The organism is Aliivibrio sp. S10_S31 (assembly GCF_014694495.1).
GTDB classification, from domain to species: Bacteria; Pseudomonadota; Gammaproteobacteria; order Enterobacterales; family Vibrionaceae; genus Aliivibrio; species Aliivibrio fischeri.
In genome coordinates, this window is the sequence record NZ_JAAUWR010000009.1 from 1 (window position 1) to 20,068 (window position 20,068).

Annotated in this window: 14 protein-coding genes; 10 read left to right on the forward strand and 4 right to left on the reverse strand. The window is 37.6% G+C overall.

Translation table 11 applies throughout. The annotated features are described in order from the left end of the window. Positions 1-159 precede the first annotated feature (159 nt). Positions 160-2,568 (reverse strand): polysaccharide lyase 8 family protein, encoded by a 2,409-nt coding sequence (locus HC728_RS09385; protein ID WP_190395345.1) that lies wholly within the window; start codon positions 2,566-2,568, stop codon positions 160-162. A 220-nt stretch (positions 2,569-2,788) separates the two neighbouring features. Between HC728_RS09385 and HC728_RS09390 the strand changes: the two genes are divergently transcribed. The 8 genes from HC728_RS09390 (at position 2,789) to HC728_RS09425 (ending at position 13,506) form a co-directional block, all read left to right on the forward strand. Beyond that, positions 2,789-4,021 carry an anaerobic sulfatase maturase gene (locus tag HC728_RS09390; protein WP_065596985.1) on the forward strand — a complete coding sequence of 411 codons (1,233 nt, stop codon included), beginning with the start codon at positions 2,789-2,791 and terminating at the stop codon, positions 4,019-4,021. Positions 4,022-4,061: 40 nt separating this feature from the next. Continuing rightward, complete coding sequence (locus tag HC728_RS09395) at positions 4,062-5,675, forward strand: sulfatase (protein ID WP_065596984.1); 1,614 nt, start codon at positions 4,062-4,064, stop codon at positions 5,673-5,675. 71 nt (positions 5,676-5,746) lie between these two features. Next, positions 5,747-7,264: a DUF2264 domain-containing protein gene (locus HC728_RS09400; protein ID WP_065596983.1), complete on the forward strand. Its 1,518-nt coding sequence runs from the start codon at positions 5,747-5,749 to the stop codon at positions 7,262-7,264. 211 nt (positions 7,265-7,475) lie between these two features. Beyond that, complete coding sequence (locus HC728_RS09405) at positions 7,476-10,124, forward strand: molybdopterin-dependent oxidoreductase (protein WP_065641673.1); 2,649 nt, start codon at positions 7,476-7,478, stop codon at positions 10,122-10,124. Positions 10,125-10,380: 256 nt separating this feature from the next. Next, positions 10,381-11,235 (forward strand): tagatose bisphosphate family class II aldolase, encoded by an 855-nt coding sequence (locus HC728_RS09410; RefSeq protein WP_005423588.1) that lies wholly within the window; start codon positions 10,381-10,383, stop codon positions 11,233-11,235. A 97-nt stretch (positions 11,236-11,332) separates the two neighbouring features. Continuing rightward, entirely contained in the window at positions 11,333-12,295 is a 963-nt protein-coding gene (locus tag HC728_RS09415; RefSeq protein WP_017019570.1) for a sugar kinase, read from the forward strand. Then, complete coding sequence (locus HC728_RS09420) at positions 12,285-12,935, forward strand: bifunctional 4-hydroxy-2-oxoglutarate aldolase/2-dehydro-3-deoxy-phosphogluconate aldolase (protein ID WP_065596982.1); 651 nt, start codon at positions 12,285-12,287, stop codon at positions 12,933-12,935. Before HC728_RS09415 ends, HC728_RS09420 begins: the two co-directional genes overlap by 11 nt. After that, on the forward strand, positions 12,925-13,506 hold the full coding sequence (locus HC728_RS09425) for a DJ-1/PfpI family protein (protein WP_065596981.1): 582 nt from the start codon (positions 12,925-12,927) through the stop codon (positions 13,504-13,506). Before HC728_RS09420 ends, HC728_RS09425 begins: the two co-directional genes overlap by 11 nt. Positions 13,507-13,792: 286 nt before the next feature. On the opposite strand, the gene HC728_RS09430 is transcribed toward HC728_RS09425, so the two are convergent. Then, the gene (locus HC728_RS09430; protein WP_065596980.1) at positions 13,793-14,245 is read right to left on the reverse strand and encodes a hypothetical protein; all 453 of its coding nucleotides are present in this window, start codon (positions 14,243-14,245) and stop codon (positions 13,793-13,795) included. A gap of 397 nt (positions 14,246-14,642) precedes the next feature. Between HC728_RS09430 and speF the strand changes: the two genes are divergently transcribed. Both speF and potE read left to right on the forward strand, forming a co-directional pair. Further along, positions 14,643-16,835 carry an ornithine decarboxylase SpeF gene (gene speF / locus HC728_RS09435; RefSeq protein ID WP_065596104.1) on the forward strand — a complete coding sequence of 731 codons (2,193 nt, stop codon included), beginning with the start codon at positions 14,643-14,645 and terminating at the stop codon, positions 16,833-16,835. 53 nt (positions 16,836-16,888) lie between these two features. Continuing rightward, entirely contained in the window at positions 16,889-18,208 is a 1,320-nt protein-coding gene (gene potE / locus HC728_RS09440) for a putrescine-ornithine antiporter (protein ID WP_017019565.1), read from the forward strand. Between the two features lie 76 nt (positions 18,209-18,284). Here the strand turns inward: potE and HC728_RS09445 are convergent, their stop codons facing one another. Beyond that, complete coding sequence (locus tag HC728_RS09445; protein ID WP_012534832.1) at positions 18,285-18,896, reverse strand: toxin-antitoxin system YwqK family antitoxin; 612 nt, start codon at positions 18,894-18,896, stop codon at positions 18,285-18,287. A 202-nt stretch (positions 18,897-19,098) separates the two neighbouring features. After that, complete coding sequence (locus tag HC728_RS09450; protein WP_005423561.1) at positions 19,099-19,968, reverse strand: LysR family transcriptional regulator; 870 nt, start codon at positions 19,966-19,968, stop codon at positions 19,099-19,101. Positions 19,969-20,068: the final 100 nt, after the last annotated feature.

The following is a 20,068-nucleotide window of genomic DNA, read 5'->3' on the forward strand; positions in this document are numbered from 1 at the left end:
GAAAGCGGGAAGCGTCTAATCCTGCCAAAAAAAAGAAAGCGAAAACCATTTCCGCGACAAGTGCTTTATAAAGCACCGCGCTACCCTTATAAAAAAAGAGCCGCTAGCTGTTAAGCGAGCGGCATTAATCATGTGGCCGGCTTTTTTATTGTATAAACCTTAATCTTGAGTCGTAACTTGGAAAGAATAAGACTGTCCCTGTAAACCAGAGGTATTAATGGTAAGCGTTGTGCCATTTAATACCACACGATTTTCAATATCTTCTTTAATTACAATACCTTGTTTATCAAAGGTAAAGTTTACGCTATCGATAGTCTGAATTGGTTCACTAACTGCAACAGTGAACGTATTTGAACTTTCTTCTTTAATCATAAAGCCCATCATTGAGTTCAGTGTAATATTGTCTGTGATATTAACGGGACTATTTTTCCAATTATTTGCGGTAATGATATTTAAGGTGTTTTCTTGTACCGCGTGTGCTTGTTCATCTTGGCGTAGAACAGTGACATCAGGATGTTGAGCGTAGTTTTGTACAGTATCATTGTTTTGATTAGGAAGTAGGGCATATTGATAATCTGCTTGATCTACTTGAGTTAATGTCGCTTGTAAGTACGAGTCTGAAACATCGCCTTTGCTATTGCCAATATCACTCCAATTACCATCTACATCATTTTGGCTTATTGATATGGTTTTAGGCGTTAACATAACATAGCTTAAATCACTGTTAGCGAGTGTTTTATTACGAATGCTAAATGTAGTTGGTACTCCTTGATATGGTAATGTTGCTTGCTCTGTACCATCAATAAATAATTTCGTATCTGCTAAACGCTTTCTGTTTTCAATCGTAGTTATGTTATTTCCATTGCTTTGGTCTTTAATGTTAGAACCAAGCATGACAACTTCATTATCAAACATAAACCAAGATTTATAGGCACTTAGTGTGTCACTCCAATTATAAAATTGCATACCAGCAATTCCATAGTTGTTTAATGAAGTACTACCAACCCATTGCATATTGGTATTTACATTTCCACCTACACGTTCACCACTACAATCAGGCATGATTTGGCTATCTACGGTTGTCCCCGGCATACGAGATGCATTCACGGTTGGCCAATATCCTGTGTAATGATCAAGCTGATCGTTATATAAATAGGTCATGCCATCGCCAGTAAACCAGCCTTTAAGGTTTTCACCATTCATGCATTCGTAGTTACCAATACGATATGAGTGCATCGCTAAAGCGAAAGCCCAATCATTTCGACGGTGCACAACACGGTCCATTGAAGGGTAGCTAAAGTTACCAATCAGAGGATCTTTAAGCGAAACCGTTGGATCATTAACAATATGCTGAGCAGCCTGATACGTGGATACATAGTAAATTTTATCAAAGAAGTTTTGATAAGTATCATCGATTATTTGGGTTTTGATCAGTGATGACAGTTGTTTATTTTTATCGCTATCTGGTCCATTGGTATAGAACAACATAGAGTTGACAATATTTAATCCAACATCATGATTTTGTTCAGCGCTTCGAGAAATAGAGCGACCATTAACCATATCCATCATTGCTCCTTTATACAGCAAAGGTTCATACGATTGATTAATGATATTGTAAACAGCGCTAATGGTTTGGTTATCCATACTCCACGGTGAGCCTGCGACTGCGTTCATTTGAATGCCTAAACCACCAAGTAATACATTGCCATATGTACCGTTATAGGCAATATCAGAGTGTTGTAAGAATGACCCATCAGTGTAATAGCCATCCCCTTCGCTCACATATTCAATAACCGCAGGAAGAGCAGCAATGGCTTGGCTGATTTCTTCACTATTGTTTTCAAGCATGCCACGAATAAGTACAACTTGAGCATTATCGGTTCGATTGCCGCCAGTGGATTCTCGATAGTTAGGATTTGTTGATTCAGCAGCCCCAGGACTGACTCCTAAGTGAGTTGGGTCTGGTGTGAAATAGCGAGTAGCATTAAGGTGATTGGTTATAATGGTTTGGTAATTGTCTTTAATATCATCAAAAAGTAGCACTAAAATGTTATGAATATCTTTTGGTATTGCCAACTCCCACTGCCACCAATTGCCATATTCTAATTGATTAACAAAGTAGAAATTTTGATTTATGTAGTTCATGGCAGTCATGATGTCGTTTAGCATTAATTGATTATTTTCTAAGTTACCATCACGTAAACGATAAGCTTTTGCCATGGTAAATAAACGTTGATAGGAGCTGCGTATATTAGGACCGAGCGTTTTATCTTTATCTATTAATGGTAAATCATCCCAAATTCCAGAAGCGCTTGGTTGTGGTGCCATGTTATCCCAATGTTTTTGCGCCGAATTATTGGTGCTGGTCACCATATTTTTTAGCGTTTGATCAAACGTGGTAGCAGGATCACCTAAATAATTTTCAGCCCAGTTTTCTCTTACTTGCTCAAAATCACTCAGTAAATATTGTGGTGTTTGGGTATTTTTTGCAGCGTAAGCGTTCCCAGTAAATAGAAATAACATAGAGAGAGCAATCGTATTCAAACGATGTTTTTTGATCATATACATAATTGATTCCCTTTAAATATTAATGAATTTGTAAGATTCAAAATCACTTTCGATATTTTACGTTCGTAGGTTAACGAAAATGAATTGGTTATTTATCGATCAATATCGCAAATTATTTATTTTTGTTTTCTTTCGTTTGTTTGTGATGTCGATCTTTAAATCTTAATTTACTTTCGTGTATTGTTGCTCTTGCTTTCAAATACTTTCGATAGGGATCGTTATGGCTTCTAATGCACAACATGCTGCTTTTCATATGATGGCAAAACCAACCAGTTTTCACTGCAACTTAAAATGCGATTACTGTTTCTACTTAGAAAAAGATGGTGTGGTGAATAAGACGGCATCTGAGCCAAGTGAAAATATGTCTAATGGAATGTTAAAGCGCTATGTACGTGATTATATTCGTTCACATCAAGGGCAAGAGGTTGATTTCTCTTGGCAGGGTGGTGAACCAACACTAGCTGGCTTAGATTTTTATCGAAATGCAGTGAAATATCAGCAACAGTATGCTGAAGGTAAAATTATCACCAATAGCTTTCAAACCAATGCCGTAGCCATTAATCGTCAATGGGCAGAGTTCTTTTCTCAACACAATTTTCTGCTTGGTGTTTCTATTGATGGCATTGCTGAGGTTCATGATAAATATCGTATTTCAGTTAATGGTAAACCAACGTTTGAAAGAGTGAAGCGAGCACTTGAATTATTAAAAGAGTACAAGGTTGAGTTTAATACATTAACGGTGATTAACGATCAAAATTGGCAACGTGGTAAAGAAACGTATCAAGCATTAAAAGAGTTAGGTTCAACTCATATGCAATTTATTCCAATTGTTGAAGTTAATGCGAATTGTCAGCAATCAACAAATGGACATTATTCTCCCTTACAAGATGCAGAATTAACCCATTTTAGTGTGCCTGCTGATGGTTATGGGCAGTTTATGATGGCTGTGTTTAATCAGTGGGTTAAAGAAGATGTCGGTCAGGTTTTTGTTCGTATTTTCGATAGTATCTTAGGCAATTGGATGGGATACCCAGCTTCTACTTGTGTGCAATCAAAAGAGTGTGGGCAAGCCATGGTAATAGAAGCAAATGGTGATGTTTATTCTTGTGATCATTATGTTTATCCAGCAAATAAATTAGGAAATATTGAACAAACGGCATTAGCTCAAATGGCTACAAGTAAACAGCAGAAGCGTTTTGGTTCCGCGAAATCTCTTAAGTTAACTGGCCAATGTGAAGCGTGTGATGTGTATCGTTTATGTCATGGTGGTTGCCCTAAACATCGCCTCGTTTCTCTTGATGGAGAAAAGCATAAGCACAATTATCTTTGTAAATCCTATCAGCAAATTTTTACGCAAACCGCACCTGCCATGCATTTAATGTCTCAAGCCATTCAACAAGGAGGAACCGCGATTGATGCCGTACCTCTGATTAAAAATACCCTACGTATTTAACGCAACACGATAAATTGAAAATAATAACAAGGAGTAAACAATGAACCTGTCCTCATCGAAGAAGACAGTAATTGCAAGCCTAGTTGCTGCTGTCTGTGTAGCTGCACCTTCGCTTTCTTATGCTGCAAATCACAATCCTGATCAACCTAACGTATTACTTGTCGTTATGGATGATTTAGGCACGGGCCAACTTAATTTTGCCCTAGACAGTTTGGATAAGTCTGAATTAGCTAAGCGTTCTGTCCCTGTTCGTTATCAGGGTGATTTAGATAAAATGATCGACGCTGCTCAGCGAGCGATGCCAAATGTTGAAAAACTGGCCGCAAATGGCGTTAAAATGACTAACGCATTTGTGGCACACCCTGTTTGTGGCCCATCTCGTGCAGGGATTTTTACTGGTCGTCATCCAACCAGTTTTGGTACATACAGTAATGATGATGCAAAATTGGGTATCCCTTTAGATATCAAATTATTGCCAGCACTTTTCCAAGAAAATGGTTATCGAACAGCGACAATCGGTAAATGGCATAATGCCAAGATTAAAGGCAAAAACTTGGTTGATGAAGATAAGCGTACACGCGATTATCATGACAACCAAATTACGGTAACGCCAAAAGGTTATGGCCCAGAAGAGCGTGGTTTCGATTATTCATACAGTTTTTACGCATCGGGTGCTGCTTTATGGGATTCACCAGCTATTTGGCAAAATGGTAAAAACATCTCTGCACCAGGTTATTTAACGCATAATTTAACCGATCAAGCACTGAAGTTTATTGATGAAAGTGGTGACAAACCTTTCTTTGTTAACCTTGCATTCAGTGTCCCTCATATTCCATTAGAAGAAGCATCTCCTGCAAAATACATGGATAGATTTAATACTGGTAATGTTGAGGCGGACAAGTATTTTGCGGCAATTAATGCAGCAGATGAAAGCCTTGGCATTATCATGGATAATTTAGAGAAGAAAGGAGAGTTAGATAACACTATCATCTTCTTCTTGTCTGATAACGGAGCCGTTCATGAGTCGCCAATGCCAATGAATGGAATGGATAAAGGCTTTAAAGGGCAAATGTATAACGGTGGTGTCAGAGTTCCATTTGTCGCTTATTGGCCAAAACACATTCCAGCTGGTGGTGAAAGCGATTCACTGATCTCAGCATTGGATATTTTACCAACGGCTCTAGCTGCGGCAGGCATTGATATTCCTGAAGATATGCAGGTTGACGGTAAAAACATTATGCCTGTTTTAGAAGGGAAGACGGAAACATCACCTCACCAATACTTATATTGGGCAGGCCCTGGCGCGAAACATTATAGTGAAGAAAATGATGCGTTCTGGTACGGCTACTGGAAGTGGATCACCTATGAAACCAATACAATTCCGAATAATCCAAATTTAGAAAAACTGTCTAAAGGCTCATGGGCGATTCGCGATCAAGATTGGGCGTTGTATTTCTATGATGATGGTTCAAACAAGGTGAAGCTATTTAATGATAAAGAAGATCCTTCAGAGTCGATTGATTTAGCTAAAAAATACCCTGAAAAAGTGAAAGAGATGAAAAATGCTTTCTATAACTGGATTAAAGATAAACCAAAACCAGTTGCTTGGGGCCAAGATCGTTATCAAATCTTAACTGAATCAGCAAAAGACTAAGTTAACGTTTTTTCTAAGCCACATGACCACCGTGTTTTGTGGCTTTTTTCGTTTTGAAAGGACAATAAATAATGAAGGTAGAAATTGAACCACAAACGTTGCGGTATCAGCCCAAGAAAATAAGAGAAACGAAGCGCCCTACGATTGCTTATGAGCACCCAAATGCGTTGACCTATTTAAAATCGCTGAAAGAAAACATCATCAGATTTGCAAATAAAAAATCATTCTATACTCAACATGATGAGTATATAAAAAACGTATTTATGGATGAAAGAGTCAATTTAAAATATCACTGTGAATCCATTGTTAGCTATATCGCAGAAGCTTTTGTTCATTATTCAGTATGGGATCATAGCCATGCTTATTATCCGGGAAAACCAAGTCAGCAAACAGCCAGAACTGATGCAATGGAAGGAACGAGTCGAACGTTGCCAACATTAGCTGCATGGCTACACGCTAACGGGAAATCTACTACGATTATTACCGGATTGAACCAACAACCCATATTAGTACCAGAGGTTTTACGTAAAGCCTTTTTAGCCGGAACCAACCCGCAGCATAAAGGTTACTGGGGAAGGCTGCACCATTGCGATCAAAGAGTATGTGAAAGTGCAGATTTAGCACTGGCACTATGGATGAGCAAAGAGTGGGTTTGGGATTGTTTTTCAATCGATGAAAAGTGTCAAATCGTAACTTGGTTTAAACAGGTTAATCAGTGTGAAACCGTAGATAATAATTGGCACTTATTTGTACTTACCGTGCAACTCGTATTGAAAGCGTTAACCGGTGAAGATGAAGTTCAATATGAAAAATACGAAAGAGTAAAAGAGTTTTATGTTGGTGATGGGTGGTTTCGTGATGGAGCAAAAGGAAATTACGATTACTATAATGCATGGGCTTTTCATTACAGCTTGTACTGGTTTATTCAAATAGATGCTGACTTCGATTCTACTTTTATAAACAACGCATTATCTGATTTTGTCGGTAACTATCGTTATTTCTTTGGTAAAGAAGGATTCCCTTTTTTTGGACGTAGTGCCTGTTATCGCTTAGCTGCTGCTGCTCCATTATTAGCGGCTGTGGATCTACAAAGCGAGAAGATAACGATTGGTGAAGCGAAAAGAGCTTTTCATTGTAACTTGAAATATTTTATTAGTAACGGTGCGTTAAAAACAGGATTACCCACACAAGGGTTGTTTGATGAAGATGTTCGTTTAGTTGATAACTACAGCGGTCCTGCTAGTAGTTTATGGTCATTAAGAGCATTGAATATTGCTCTGTTTTGCGGAGAAAAAATTAACCTTTGGCAAGCTGAAGAAGCCCCATTAGCAATTGAGCAAGGCAATTTTGAGTTAGATATTTCTGCTATTAATATGAAAGTACTCGGTGTATATGAAACTCAAGAAGTGATAGCTATATTTAAAAATGAATATACTCAAGATCAATCTCCGCTTAGTCGACGCTTACTTGCACCATCTCGATGGGAGCAAACAATAGAGAAAATAACCGGGCGAGCCAACAGACCAAAGAATAATTTATTAAGAAAAGGGGTAACTTGTTACTCATCAAAAATGGAATCATTCTTTTAAAATTCAATGTTTCATGAAAAGAGAAGCTAAAATCTTTCAAAATAGGAGAAGTTGTAGATAACGTGTAAGAATGGTTCTGTTTTAAGTTACGTATGCTCTTATTTATTTAAAATGTGCATATAAAATGAATCTTTATAGGTTTAGAATGCTTCTGTTATGAATTTATCCACTATTGATAAGTGATAAATAGACTAAAAATACGGAATGCATTATGACTCTTTCTCGACGTACTTTTTTAAAAACCTCCATTGCAACCGCTATTGTTGCGGGTGGTGGTTTAATGGTTTATCCCGCTTCTAAATTTTTTGATGATGAGGATGTAGAAGTCATTCCTCATGCTAGCCATTGGGGACCATTTAACGCGATTGTAAAAGCGGGTGTTCTTGTTGGAATTCAACCTCGTAAAGAGCTCGATGCCATGCCTACCGAAATGCTGACAGAAGGTTTAATCGGTCGAGTTTATGATAAAACTCGCGTTAAATACCCGATGGTAAGGGCTTCCTATTTAGCCGATCCAAAAGGGGATACGAAACCGCACTTGCGCGGTAAAGAACCGTTTGTGCGAGTTAGCTGGGATACCGCTTTATCTTTGGTTGCTGATGCAATTCAAACTACTGCAACAGAACATGGTAATGAAGCTATTTTCAGTAGCTCTTATGGTGGATGGTCGCATGCTGGTTTAATGCGTCCTCAAGTATTACAAGGGCGTTTTTTCAACCTAATTGGTGGACAGAGTACGACGACGGGTGACTATTCTGGTGGTGCCTCGCAAGTTATTCTTCCTCATGTTATTGGTGATATGGAAGTATACTCGCCACAAACCGCATGGCCTGTAATTCAAGAGAACACAGAAATCTTTGTATTGATAGGCTGTGATCCTTGGAAAAACAACCGCATTGAATTTCGCGTTGCGGATCATCAAATGTATTCTCATTGGAAGCAGTTTGCTGAAAATGGTATTCAGTTTATTTCAATTAACCCACAACAGACCCGTACCGATGATGAATTGGATGCAGAGTGGGTGAAAATTGTTCCAAATACAGATACCGCTTTATTTTTAGCCATGGCACAGCATGTTTATGTTAACGATCTTCATGATACCGCTTACTTGGATCGTTATACCGTAGGGGCTGATAAATACATCGACCATTTAATGGGAAAAAATGATGGCATCGTAAAATCACCAGAATGGGCAGCAAAGATCACGGGAATTCCTGCTGAAGATATTCAAAAAATGGCGATTCGCTTTGCAACCAGTAAAACCCAATTTGCAGCGGGGTGGTCATTACAAAGAGCCGATCATGGTGAGATGATCCATTGGGCGATCATTAATTTTGCAGCCATGTTAGGCAAAATTGGTAAGCCGGGAGAAGGGGTTGGTTTTAGTTGGCATTATGGTAATGGTGGTATGCCACAATCAGGGAAAACACTTCCTATTGGCTTATCTCAAGGTAAAAATCCAGTGAGTGCTATTTGTCCTGCATCTCGTATTTCTGAAATGCTGATGAATCCTGGAAAAACCTTTACTAGAGATGGCATTGAATACACGTATCCGAATGTCAAAATGGTGTATAACGCAGGTAATAATCTCCTTTCTCATCAGCAAGATACGAATGAACTCATTAATGCAATTAATGAAAAGGTTGAAACGTTTGTCTGCCAAGATCCATGGTGGTGTGCTTCTTCTCGATATGCCGATATTGTATTGCCTGCAACCAGTACGTTAGAGCGTAATGATCTTTCTTCTGGTGGTACGTACAGTAACGATAAAATCTATGCTATGCGTCAGGTCATTAAGCCTTACGGTGAAAGTCTTGATGATTTCGAAATCTTTCGTAAATTAGCCGAGATATTCAATGTTGAAGAGAAATTTACAGATGGTGTAGCATTTGATGATATTTTGAAACGTGCTTATCACGCCTCATCAGCAACCTTATCATTTGATGAGTTTTGGAAAAATGGGGTCGCTTTATTGCCAGTACCTCAAGAGGCAAATCAGTGGGTAAGACATGGTGATTTTTATCAAGATCCAGATAAGCATCCTTTGCATACCACATCAGGAAAAATAGAGCTTTACTGCCAAGATATTGCAAACTTTGATGTGCAAAATTGTCCACCAATGCCAACATTTTTAGAACCGTTTGAATATTTAGGGAACGCAAAACCAAACCAAGTTCATGTTGTGAGCCCTCACCCTTATATGCGATTACACTCGCAACTGGCAAATACAGAGGTTCGTAAATATGAAAGTGTTCAAGGACGTCAGTATGTACTGATTAATGACATGGATGCACAAAAACACGGTATTCGTTCAGGGCAGTTAGTGGAAATATATAATGAACGAGGACGTGTTATTGCGGGTGCAAAAGTATCTGATCAGATCATGCCCGGAGTCATTAGTTTAGAAGAGGGAGCTTGGCTGCAGTTTGATAGTCAAGGGCGCTGTAATAGTGGTTCTATCAATGTATTAACATCAAGCCAAGCATGCAGTGATTTAAGTCAGGCAAACAGTGCCAATACCTGTTTAGCTTACATTCAACGTTGTCGTGATCCAGAGTCATCTAACTTGGCTTTCGAGCCTCCAAGGACGGTGACAGTAGACAGTGATATTCGTGTCGATAAAGTGAATACCACTCTTGGTAAAGTAAATACAAGTTCGAGTGAAACCAAACAGAGTGTTGGTGAAGCTCTGTTTTATCAACGTTGTACTATGTGTCATTCTGCAAAAGATCCAAAGCAGTACACTAAATCGCAATGGCATGGTATTACCAAAAGTATGTTCCCTCGTGCCGGATTAAATCCATTAGAGCGAGAAGAAGTAATGGCATTTCTTGAAGCTAACGCTAAAGACGCGCAGTAATGTAAATAATTTCTCGTTTTATTTAAGCCCAAATAGCATGACAGCTGTTTGGGCTTTTTTATGCATAATGATTAATAAAACAAATAATGAAAGGTTTCGAAAGTTAATTTTGGGCATGATATGGGGTTTGATCTTATTAAAATGCTTTCATTTGCTTTCGTTGATTTTTTGTTCTGTGATCTTGCTCATCTTATTTATGTTTTCTTTCGAATAATATAATAGCGAAAGTAAACGAAGAATTTGACTTGAGGTTATTATGTTTCTTGTATCATCCCGTGAAATGCTCCACAAAGCGCAGTTGGGTGGTTATGCCGTTCCTGCATTTAATATCCATAATTTAGAAACGGCTCAGGTCGTTGTTGAAACTGCTGCAGAAATGCAAACACCAGTTATTCTTGCTGGTACTCCCGGAACATTTTCTTATGCCGGAACTGATTACCTAATCGGTATTTGTAAAGAAGCCGCAAAGCGTTATCACATGCCTATTGCACTGCATTTAGATCACCATGAATCGTATTCTGATATTCAGAAAAAAGTAGAAGCAGGGATTAAATCAGCAATGATTGATGGTTCTCATTTAAGCTTTGATAAGAACATCGATCTCGTTCGTAAAGTGGTTCAATTTTGTCATCGTTGGGACTGTTCAGTAGAAGCTGAATTAGGTCGTTTAGGTGGACAGGAAGACGATTTAATTGTTGATGAAAAAGATGCAATGTATACAGACCCAGACGCAGCGGTTGAATTTATTAAAGCGACGGGTATTGATTCTCTCGCTATTGCCATCGGTACTGCACATGGATTGTATAAAGAAAAACCATGTTTAGATTTTGACCGACTAGGCATTATTCGCGGTAAAACTGACGTACCTTTAGTATTACATGGTGCATCAGACGTGCCCGATGAAGATGTACGTCGTTGTATTGAATTAGGTATTACCAAAGTAAATGTGGCAACAGAGCTAAAAATTGCTTTTTCAGATGCGGTGAAATCTTACTTTATCGAAAATCCGGGGGCGAATGATCCTCGTCATTACATTATCCCGGGTAAAGAAGCGATGAAAAAAGTCGTTCAAGATAAAATTCGAGTGTGTGGCAGTGAAGGGAAGCTGTAATACGAGTTTTGTTCCATTTTAGCCTTATATGGTTTTGCCGCATTGATTTAATCAAACCCTCTAATTGAATCAATGCGGCTTTTTTTTAGGTTATTGTATGAAAAAGACGAAAATTGCCATTATTGGCGAATGCATGATTGAACTCAGTGGGAATGCGTTCTCTACACAAACTCAATCTTTTGGTGGTGATACGCTTAATACTGCGGTTTACCTCTCTCGCTTACTTCCACATGTTTCCCCTTATTATTTAACTGCGTTAGGTCAAGATCAGTACAGTTCCTTGATGCTAAAAGCGTGGGAAAAAGAAAACATAAATTGTTCACTTGTATTACGAGATCAAGAACGCCTACCGGGTCTATATAGCATAAATATTGATGATGAAGGTGAACGTAGTTTTCATTATTGGCGAGACAATTCAGCTGCAAAGTATATGTGTCAGCATCTTTTATTTGTACCTAATATCGCCAAAATTATGGATGCAGACATTATCTATTTATCTGGTATTTCATTGGCTATTTTACCGACTCATGACCGTGAAATTTTATTCGACGTATTAGCGACATTAAAAAAACATGGTGCAACGATTATTACGGATTCTAATTATCGTCCAAGATTATGGAAAAATAATCTGGATGCAAAGTTTTGGTTAGATAACTTATACCGATTAAGTGATATCGCTTTAGTGACAGGAGATGATGAAGAATTACTCCTTGATAAACCGAATATGCCAGAAAAAGAAGTCGCGGATCGACTGCATGCACTAGGGGTGGGGCATGTGGTCGTGAAGCTCGGCGCTAAAGGTGCTATGTGGTCAACTCTTGAGGGCAAATCTGGCTATGTTGATGGGGAATCAGTCGATAAGCTTGTTGATACAACAGCGGCAGGGGATTCATTTAATGCGGCATATATTGCGGCGTACAGTCAAGGTGCGTCTATGGCAGAAAGTTGCGCTTGGGGTAATCGCCTTGCTTCTCAAGTCATTCAGCACAAAGGTGCCATTATTCCGATGGACTACTTACAAACACTAATTACCGATATGGGACAGATTAATGAAAAATAATTTATGGATAGAAACGTTAAGAGCACTTCGTGTAATGCCTGTGATTCAAATTGAGAACGCAGAAGATGCAGTGCCGTTAGCCAAAGTGTTAGTTGAAAATGGATTACCTGCGGCTGAAATTACCTTTAGAACTGAAGCGGCAGAAGAGTCAATTCGTCGTATTCGTCAAGCGTATCCAGATATTGTGTTATGTGCAGGAACCGTATTAACTAAAGAACAAGCGCAGCTGGCAACAGAAGCCGGTGCTGATTTTGTGGTTAGTCCAGGCTTTAATCCAAATACCGTTCAATATTGTTTAGATAATGATATTAAAATCATTCCGGGGGTTAATAATCCGAGCTTAGTAGAACAAGCATTAGAGATGGGGTTATCTGCATTAAAGTTCTTCCCTGCAGAAGCTTCAGGTGGTTTGAATATGTTGAAGTCATTAACGGGGCCTTATGGGAATATTCAACTCATGCCTACGGGTGGAGTGAATCCAAATAACCTACTTAGTTACTTAGCCATTCCTCAAGTTATTGCTTGTGGTGGTACATGGATTGCTCCGACTGAAGCGATTCGAAATCATGACTGGGACATTATTGCTAAAAATGTACGTGAAACTTGTTCTTTAGTGATGGGTAATGACGATGGTAAATAATCAAATGACAAAGCACGTTGCGGTATTGCTTGCAGATGGTTTTGAAGAGGGAGAAGCGGTGGTTTTTATCGACATAATGCGTCGCTTAGATATTAAGGTTGATGTGTTATCTTGCATGGAAACGACGGCGTTAGAAACCTATTTTGAAACACGAATGTCTGCAGATTATACGCTAAAAGACAAAAAAGATGTTCTTTATGATGCGGTTATGATGCCCGGAGGACCTAAAGGAACAGATAACTTATCTGCAAATTTGATGGTGATCGATTTTCTAAAACATCATATAGAGAAAGATAAATACATATGTGCGTTATGTTCATCTGGAGCTAAGGTATTAGCCGCTAATCATCTTCTTAATGGACGAAACTACACAACCGGTGGTGGACTGGAAAAGAAATTTACGGATGGTTGTTTCCAAGATAAGAAAGTGGTTGTTGATGGACGATTCATTAGTGGCAAAGGTCTTGGAGTGAGCTTTGAGTTTGCCTTTACCGTAGCCAAACATCTTTTGTATGATAATGTTGAAAAAGTAGAGTGGCAAGCACAACACATTTATTTTGACCATTTTTAAATAAAAATAGGTTAATTGAAAGGCACTTCTTTGAGTGCCTTTTTTTATATCTTTACTGTAATTGTTAATGTTGTGGTTTATTTGTGTGTTAAGTTATGAATTGTATTTAACAATGCTAACATGTGTACAGTCATTTTATTGTGTTTTAATTATAAATTGGCATTAATTAAAACTAAGTTACTATTATTGAGTGTTTAATTAATAGTGAAAAGGTGTATATACATACATAACTTAGATGATATTAATCTTCTTATCAGTTTTATGATTATTTAAAATTATAAATAGATTATTTTTTATTATATAGAAAATGTGATAAATAAATACCATTGTTTTGCCAAGCATAATATCTAATTGCAGAGTCTTTGCTGGAGTACATTGTTTTTTTGCATTTCATACATTCAATAAAATAAACACCTTCTTTTATCTTCATTACATGAAGATTTCTAGAGTGGCATTTAGAACAACTTAATCTACTTATTTTTGATGACCGATCTATTTTTCTGCAAAAACCTTCTAGATCATCATTTTCTAATGACTTGTAAATTTCATTTGATTTTTCTTCCTTTGAAATCAGATTATTAAGTGCAAATGAGTAAATCGCGGGTATCTTGCAAGTATTGGTTTCTATTCGGTTTATTTTTGATAATGGAACGCCAAATAATTTGGAAAGATAAGCGGTGTTTAACTCTAATAAAAATCTGGCAGCAATGAACTTATAGTGAGTATTAATATCATACATGGCTATGTCCTTATATAAATTAAAAGGAAAAAATTAATATTTTTAATTTGTTCATGTTTTTATAGTTATAATTTATCAACTCTGAATAGAGAATGATTTTTTCTGAATATAAATTACGAAATGAAAATATGCAACTATATGTTTTTTAATTACCTTAAGTGTGTTTATTGTTAAAATGGTTAATTTTATTAACAAGTTTGTTTGTGTCAATTAATATTATGCGCGCGTAAATATCATCTTATAATTTAAAAAGAAAGTAGAAAAACCGTATATTTGAAAATGATTTTTTTATTAATCTTATTCTTGTGATATTAATCAACAAATTACTCTTGATGTTGTTTTTAATATTTTAATTAATTTAATTTTCTTCCTGTCATTCAAACAGAAGAAAATAATTATGAAAAATTTAAGCATTGCGATAAGTAATAATCTTGGCGATTACTTCATGCCTCTTGCTGATATGTTGGTTGAGACATTTAATCGTGAATTAAGACCGATAGATACCGTTGCGCTAACGGATGTAAGTGCTGTGATTTTATCAAGTGATGATGTATCAGGAAGAGTTCATCAACAGATTCAAGATACGTATTACGGTATCCCTGTTTTTGTTATTTGTAGCGATGGTGCTCGCCAATTATCCCCATCAGATTACGCAAAAGTAACCAGTGTTATTGATTTAACTCAGCAATCCATTTCGTATTATTGTCGTCAAATTAATGAAGCAGCACATAAATACGAATCAAAGGTATTGCCTCCATTTTTTGAAAAAATAACACGCTATGTGGACCAAGGTAACGCTGCATTTGATTGCCCGGGGCACCAAGGTGGACAATTTTTTAGAAAGCACCCTGCGGGTAAGCAGTTTTATGACTTTTTTGGCGAAAATCTATTTCGAAGTGATTTATGTAATGCCGATGTCGCATTAGGTGATTTATTGATTCATGAAGGTCATGCGTGCGCAGCTCAGAAACACGCTGCAAAAGTGTTTAATGCCGATAAAACTTACTTTGTTCTTAATGGGACATCGGCATCAAACAAAGTTGCTTGTAATGCAATTTTAACTCCCGGGGACTTAGTGTTATTTGATCGTAATAACCATAAGTCAAACCATCACGGTGCGTTATTTCAGGCTGGAGCGATTCCAGTGTATTTAGAAACAGCTCGAAATCCATATGGTTTTATAGGTGGTATTGATGAACATTGTTTTGATGAAGATTATATTCGCGATCAAATTGCAAAAACGGATCCTGAGCGAGCAAAAGAAAAACGTCCATTCAGAATGGCAATCATTCAATTAGGCACGTATGACGGTACGATTTATAACGCTCGATTTGTAATGGATAAAATTGGTCATTTATGTGATTACATTTTGTTTGATTCTGCATGGGTTGGTTATGAGCAATTTATTCCAATGATGAAAGATTGCTCGCCACTATTACTAGATCTGAAACCAGAAGATGCGGGTGTGTTAGTGACTCAATCGGTTCATAAGCAACAGGCTGGCTTCTCTCAAACGTCTCAAATTCATAAAAAAGATAGTCATATCAAAGGACAAGCTCGTTACTGTAACCATAAACGTTTTAACAATGCGTTTATGATGCATGCATCAACCAGTCCATTCTATGCTCTGTTTTCGGCATTGGATGTCAATGCCAAAATTCATGACGGGGCTTCTGGTCGAAAATTGTGGCATGAATGTGTGAAGATCGGTATTGATACACGAAAAGAACTTTTGAACAGTTGTGAATATATAGTTCCGTTTATTCCACAAAGAGTCGATGGGCAGCTATGGCAAGATTACGACACTGAATTGATCGCGAATGAGAAAAAGTTTTTCTTGTTTAATCCGCAAGATAGCTGGCATAAGTTTGAAGGTTATGGTCATGAACAATACTTTGTTGACCCTTGTAAGTTATTGCTTACTACCGCAGGGATAAACGAACATGGCGATTATGCTGATTTTGGTATTCCAGCTACGTTATTAGCTAATTTCTTACGTGAGAACGGTATTGTTCCTGAAAAATGCGATTTGAACTCAATCTTGTTCTTATTAACACCTGCTGAAGATATGGCGAAAATGCATCAATTGGTAGCTCAGATAAATCGATTTGAGCAATTCGTAAAAGATGATGCGCCATTACAAGTTGTGCTTCCGACGGTATATGAAGCTAATAAAGAACGATACAAAGGATACACCATCCAACAATTGTGCTTAGAGATGCACAATATGTATCGAGAGCTGAATGTAAAAGAACTCCAACGTTGCATGTTCCGTGAAGCTTATTTTCCTGAAATGAAAGTGGTACCACAACAAGCGAATACTCAATATTTCAGAGGGGAATGTGAATATGTTGAGTTGAAAGAAGCGACAGGTCGTGTTGCTGCTGAAGGTGCTCTTCCGTATCCACCAGGGGTTCTATGCGTTATTCCAGGTGAAAAATGGACACCAGAAGTGACTAAGTATTTCTTGGCATTAGAAGAGGGGATTAATCAATTCCCAGGTTTTGCTCCTGAAATTCAAGGCGTTTATTTAGAAGAAGTAAACGGTCGAACAACTGCATTTTGTTATGTCCTTAACGAATCAAATTAATAACTAATGAGCGCGGTAGGTGTTGCCTACTGCGCCACTTCAGTGGTGATCTTATGACGCAAAAATCTAAAATGGGCGTAGTTCAACTGACCGTCCTTACTTTTATTAATATGGCAGGCTCGGGCATTATTATGTTGCCGAGTAAATTGGCACAGGTGGGCTCAATTTCAATTATCTCTTGGCTTGTAACTGCTATTGGTTCTATGAGCTTGGCGTATGTGTTTGCAAAATGTGGACGCTTTAGCAAACGTCCGGGTGGTATGAATGGATATGCCTCGTATGCTTTTGGTGATTCAGGTGCTTTTATGGCTGGATGGACTTATGGTCTTTCCTTGTTGATAGCCAATATTGCCATTGCAATTACATCAGTTGGTTATGCTCAAGCCTTTTTCGAAGTGACACTTACTCCAATACAAACCTGTATGGCAACCATTGGGGTTCTATGGTTATGTACAGCGGCTAACTTTGGTGGCGCTAAAGTAACGGGTCAAATAGGTACTTTTACCGTGTGGGGCGTTATTCTTCCCGTATGTAGTTTAGGTATTGTTGGTTGGTTCTGGTTTAGTCCTGAAATGTACGTAAATTCTTGGAATCCACATAGTCTGCCGTTTGGTGAGGCAGTAAGTGCCTCTATTGCAATGACGCTTTGGGCCTTTTTAGGGTTGGAATCAGCTTGTGCAAACAGTGACTCAGTTGAAAATCCTGAAAAAAACGTTCCGATCGCGGTACTTGGTGGTACGTTGATTGCGGCATTGGTTTACATTATTTCAACCAATATTTGTGCTGGTATTGTAGAAAATGGTGCGTTAGCGTCATCAACTGCGCCGTTTAGTTTGGTATGGCAAGTTATGCTTGGTACTTGGGCAGGAAAAGCCGTTGCTGGTTTGGCTGTTATTGCGTGTACAGGGTCTTTACTGGGTTGGCAGTTTACTATTGCTTCAGTCTTTAAAAGTTCGGCAGATGAAAGCTTCTTTCCTAAAGTGTTCTCTGAAGTTGATAAACGTGGTACACCGATCAAAGGTATGATCATTATTACGGTGATTCAAACAGCTTTATCTTTAATGACAATTAGCCCTACGCTAAATGAACAATTTGAATCATTAGTAAACTTAGCGGTTGTAACTAACGTGGTGCCTTATATCTTATGCATGGCAGCTATCTTTATTATGCAAAAATTTGCTCATGTAGATAAAAAAGAGATGAGCAAAACGAACTTTATTGCAGTAGTTGCTGCGGTATACAGTTTCTATGCACTGTATGGTTCAGGTTATGAAGCAATGATGTGGGGTTCGATTGTAACGTTCTTTGGTTGGACTATGTATGGCTTTATTGCTGATAAGCATGAAGATACAGAAACAGAAACGGCACATTAATTAAATATGTTAAAAAGCCCTTATATCATAGGTATAAGGGCTTTTTATTATGGGTAATTAAACAAATTTAATCAGATTAACTCTCTGGCATCCATGTTTGTTCTGATACAACTTTTTGGTTTTTAAAAGTTAATTGTTCCACTTTGTCACCATGATTGTTCCAGTGGGTGACTGAGCCATCTTTGATTTTTCCATCGTCGTAATTGGCTTGAGTGGCTTTTTTACCATTAGCGTAGTAGCTGGTGTATAGGCCATCTTTTTGGCCATCATCGTAATTAACGGTTAGATTTTTTTCGCCATTGTCATACCAACGTGTTGCTTGGCCATCTAACTGATTATTTTTATACGTGAATTCTGTTTTTTTCTGACCATTCACGTACCAAGTTTGCATTAAACCATCAAGCTTGCCGTCTTTATAATTAAGTTTCGAAGCCATTTGTCCATTTGGATACCAATTACTTTCTGTACCAATTTCAACGCCATCTTTGAATTGAGCTTTTGTTGAGATTTGTCCATTATCGTATTTTTGAACAAATTTCCCTGTATAAGGTGTCTCTTGGTTTACTTGATAGGCAATGCCATTACGCATTTGTAAGTAATCAACAGAATCACTTTGTGTTGTTGTACCTGCATAACTAACACCAGATACAGCACTTAGAGCAAATAGAACAGGAATATATTTTTTCATTGTGACACCTCATTTATTAGCAAACAGTGTTTAGCGCTGTTGTTTTAATTTCATCTTTTATTACTTTCGTTACTGAACTAGAAAGTAAGTAAGATTTAATATTCCACTAATTTTTATTAATGTCAGTACCAAATTTGGTAGTCATACTTTGCATTTATGAGGTGTAATTTTAGGGAACTTTTCGTGCTTCTTGATGTAGCTTCTAATGGTTTTGTTTTACAAATTCGAGAAAAGTTCTATCAGCTTTAGACAAATAACCATTCTTTCTCCATGCAATGGATATATCTAAATAGATAGGCTCACTAAATGGAATAGAAACAATATCAGGCTCATTTTCGGTAGCTAATTCTAGTAATGCACTAATGGCAAAGTCACGCTTTACAATTTTCATGATCACTGCTAATAGGTTGGTTTCAAAAGAAAAGTTTGCAGTTAGTCCCTCTTGTTTACAGATGGCATCCAGTTTTTCTCGATGAAAGTAGCCTTGCTTGAACATGACTAATTCTTGAGAGAAAAACTCTGAAAAAGTGAGTGATTTTTTATCAGCAAATTCATGTTCATTACTTACAACTGCAACCATTTGGGAGCGAAGTAAGTGGTCAGAATCCAGTTCATTCGGTAGGTTTTTTATTTGTGTAATCCCAAGATCAATTTCGCCATCAAGCAGCATTTTTTGTATTGATTGAGCACCAGCATCAACAATGGTGAGTTTTAATTTTGGATAACGACTTTTAAATGCCATTAAAACATCTGGGAAATAATAGGTCCCCATAATACTTGGAACACCTAATCTAACTTCCCCTTTCTCTAAACCTCGCAATTCTTTCATCGCCAGTGTGGCGTCGTCCAATTGTTGTAGGATTTGCTTTGCATGAGTCAGTAATACTTCGCCTTCATGAGTCAGTATCATTTTTCTCTCATCTCTACGAAATAGCTCTAGTTCTAGTTGGTTCTCTAGTTTTTTTATTGCAACACTTAAGGCAGGTTGAGCTATGTGTAGAGCGCGAGCGGCGTGTGTCATGTTTTTGTGCTCAGCAATAGAGACAAAATAAGTAAGAAGTCGAGTATCCATGCGATAACCAAATACTATTGAAATGATAATTATAATATATTTTCACTATTCAAATGGAGTTGCTACAGTTTTAGTACAGTTTTCTAATGGCGATCACTAA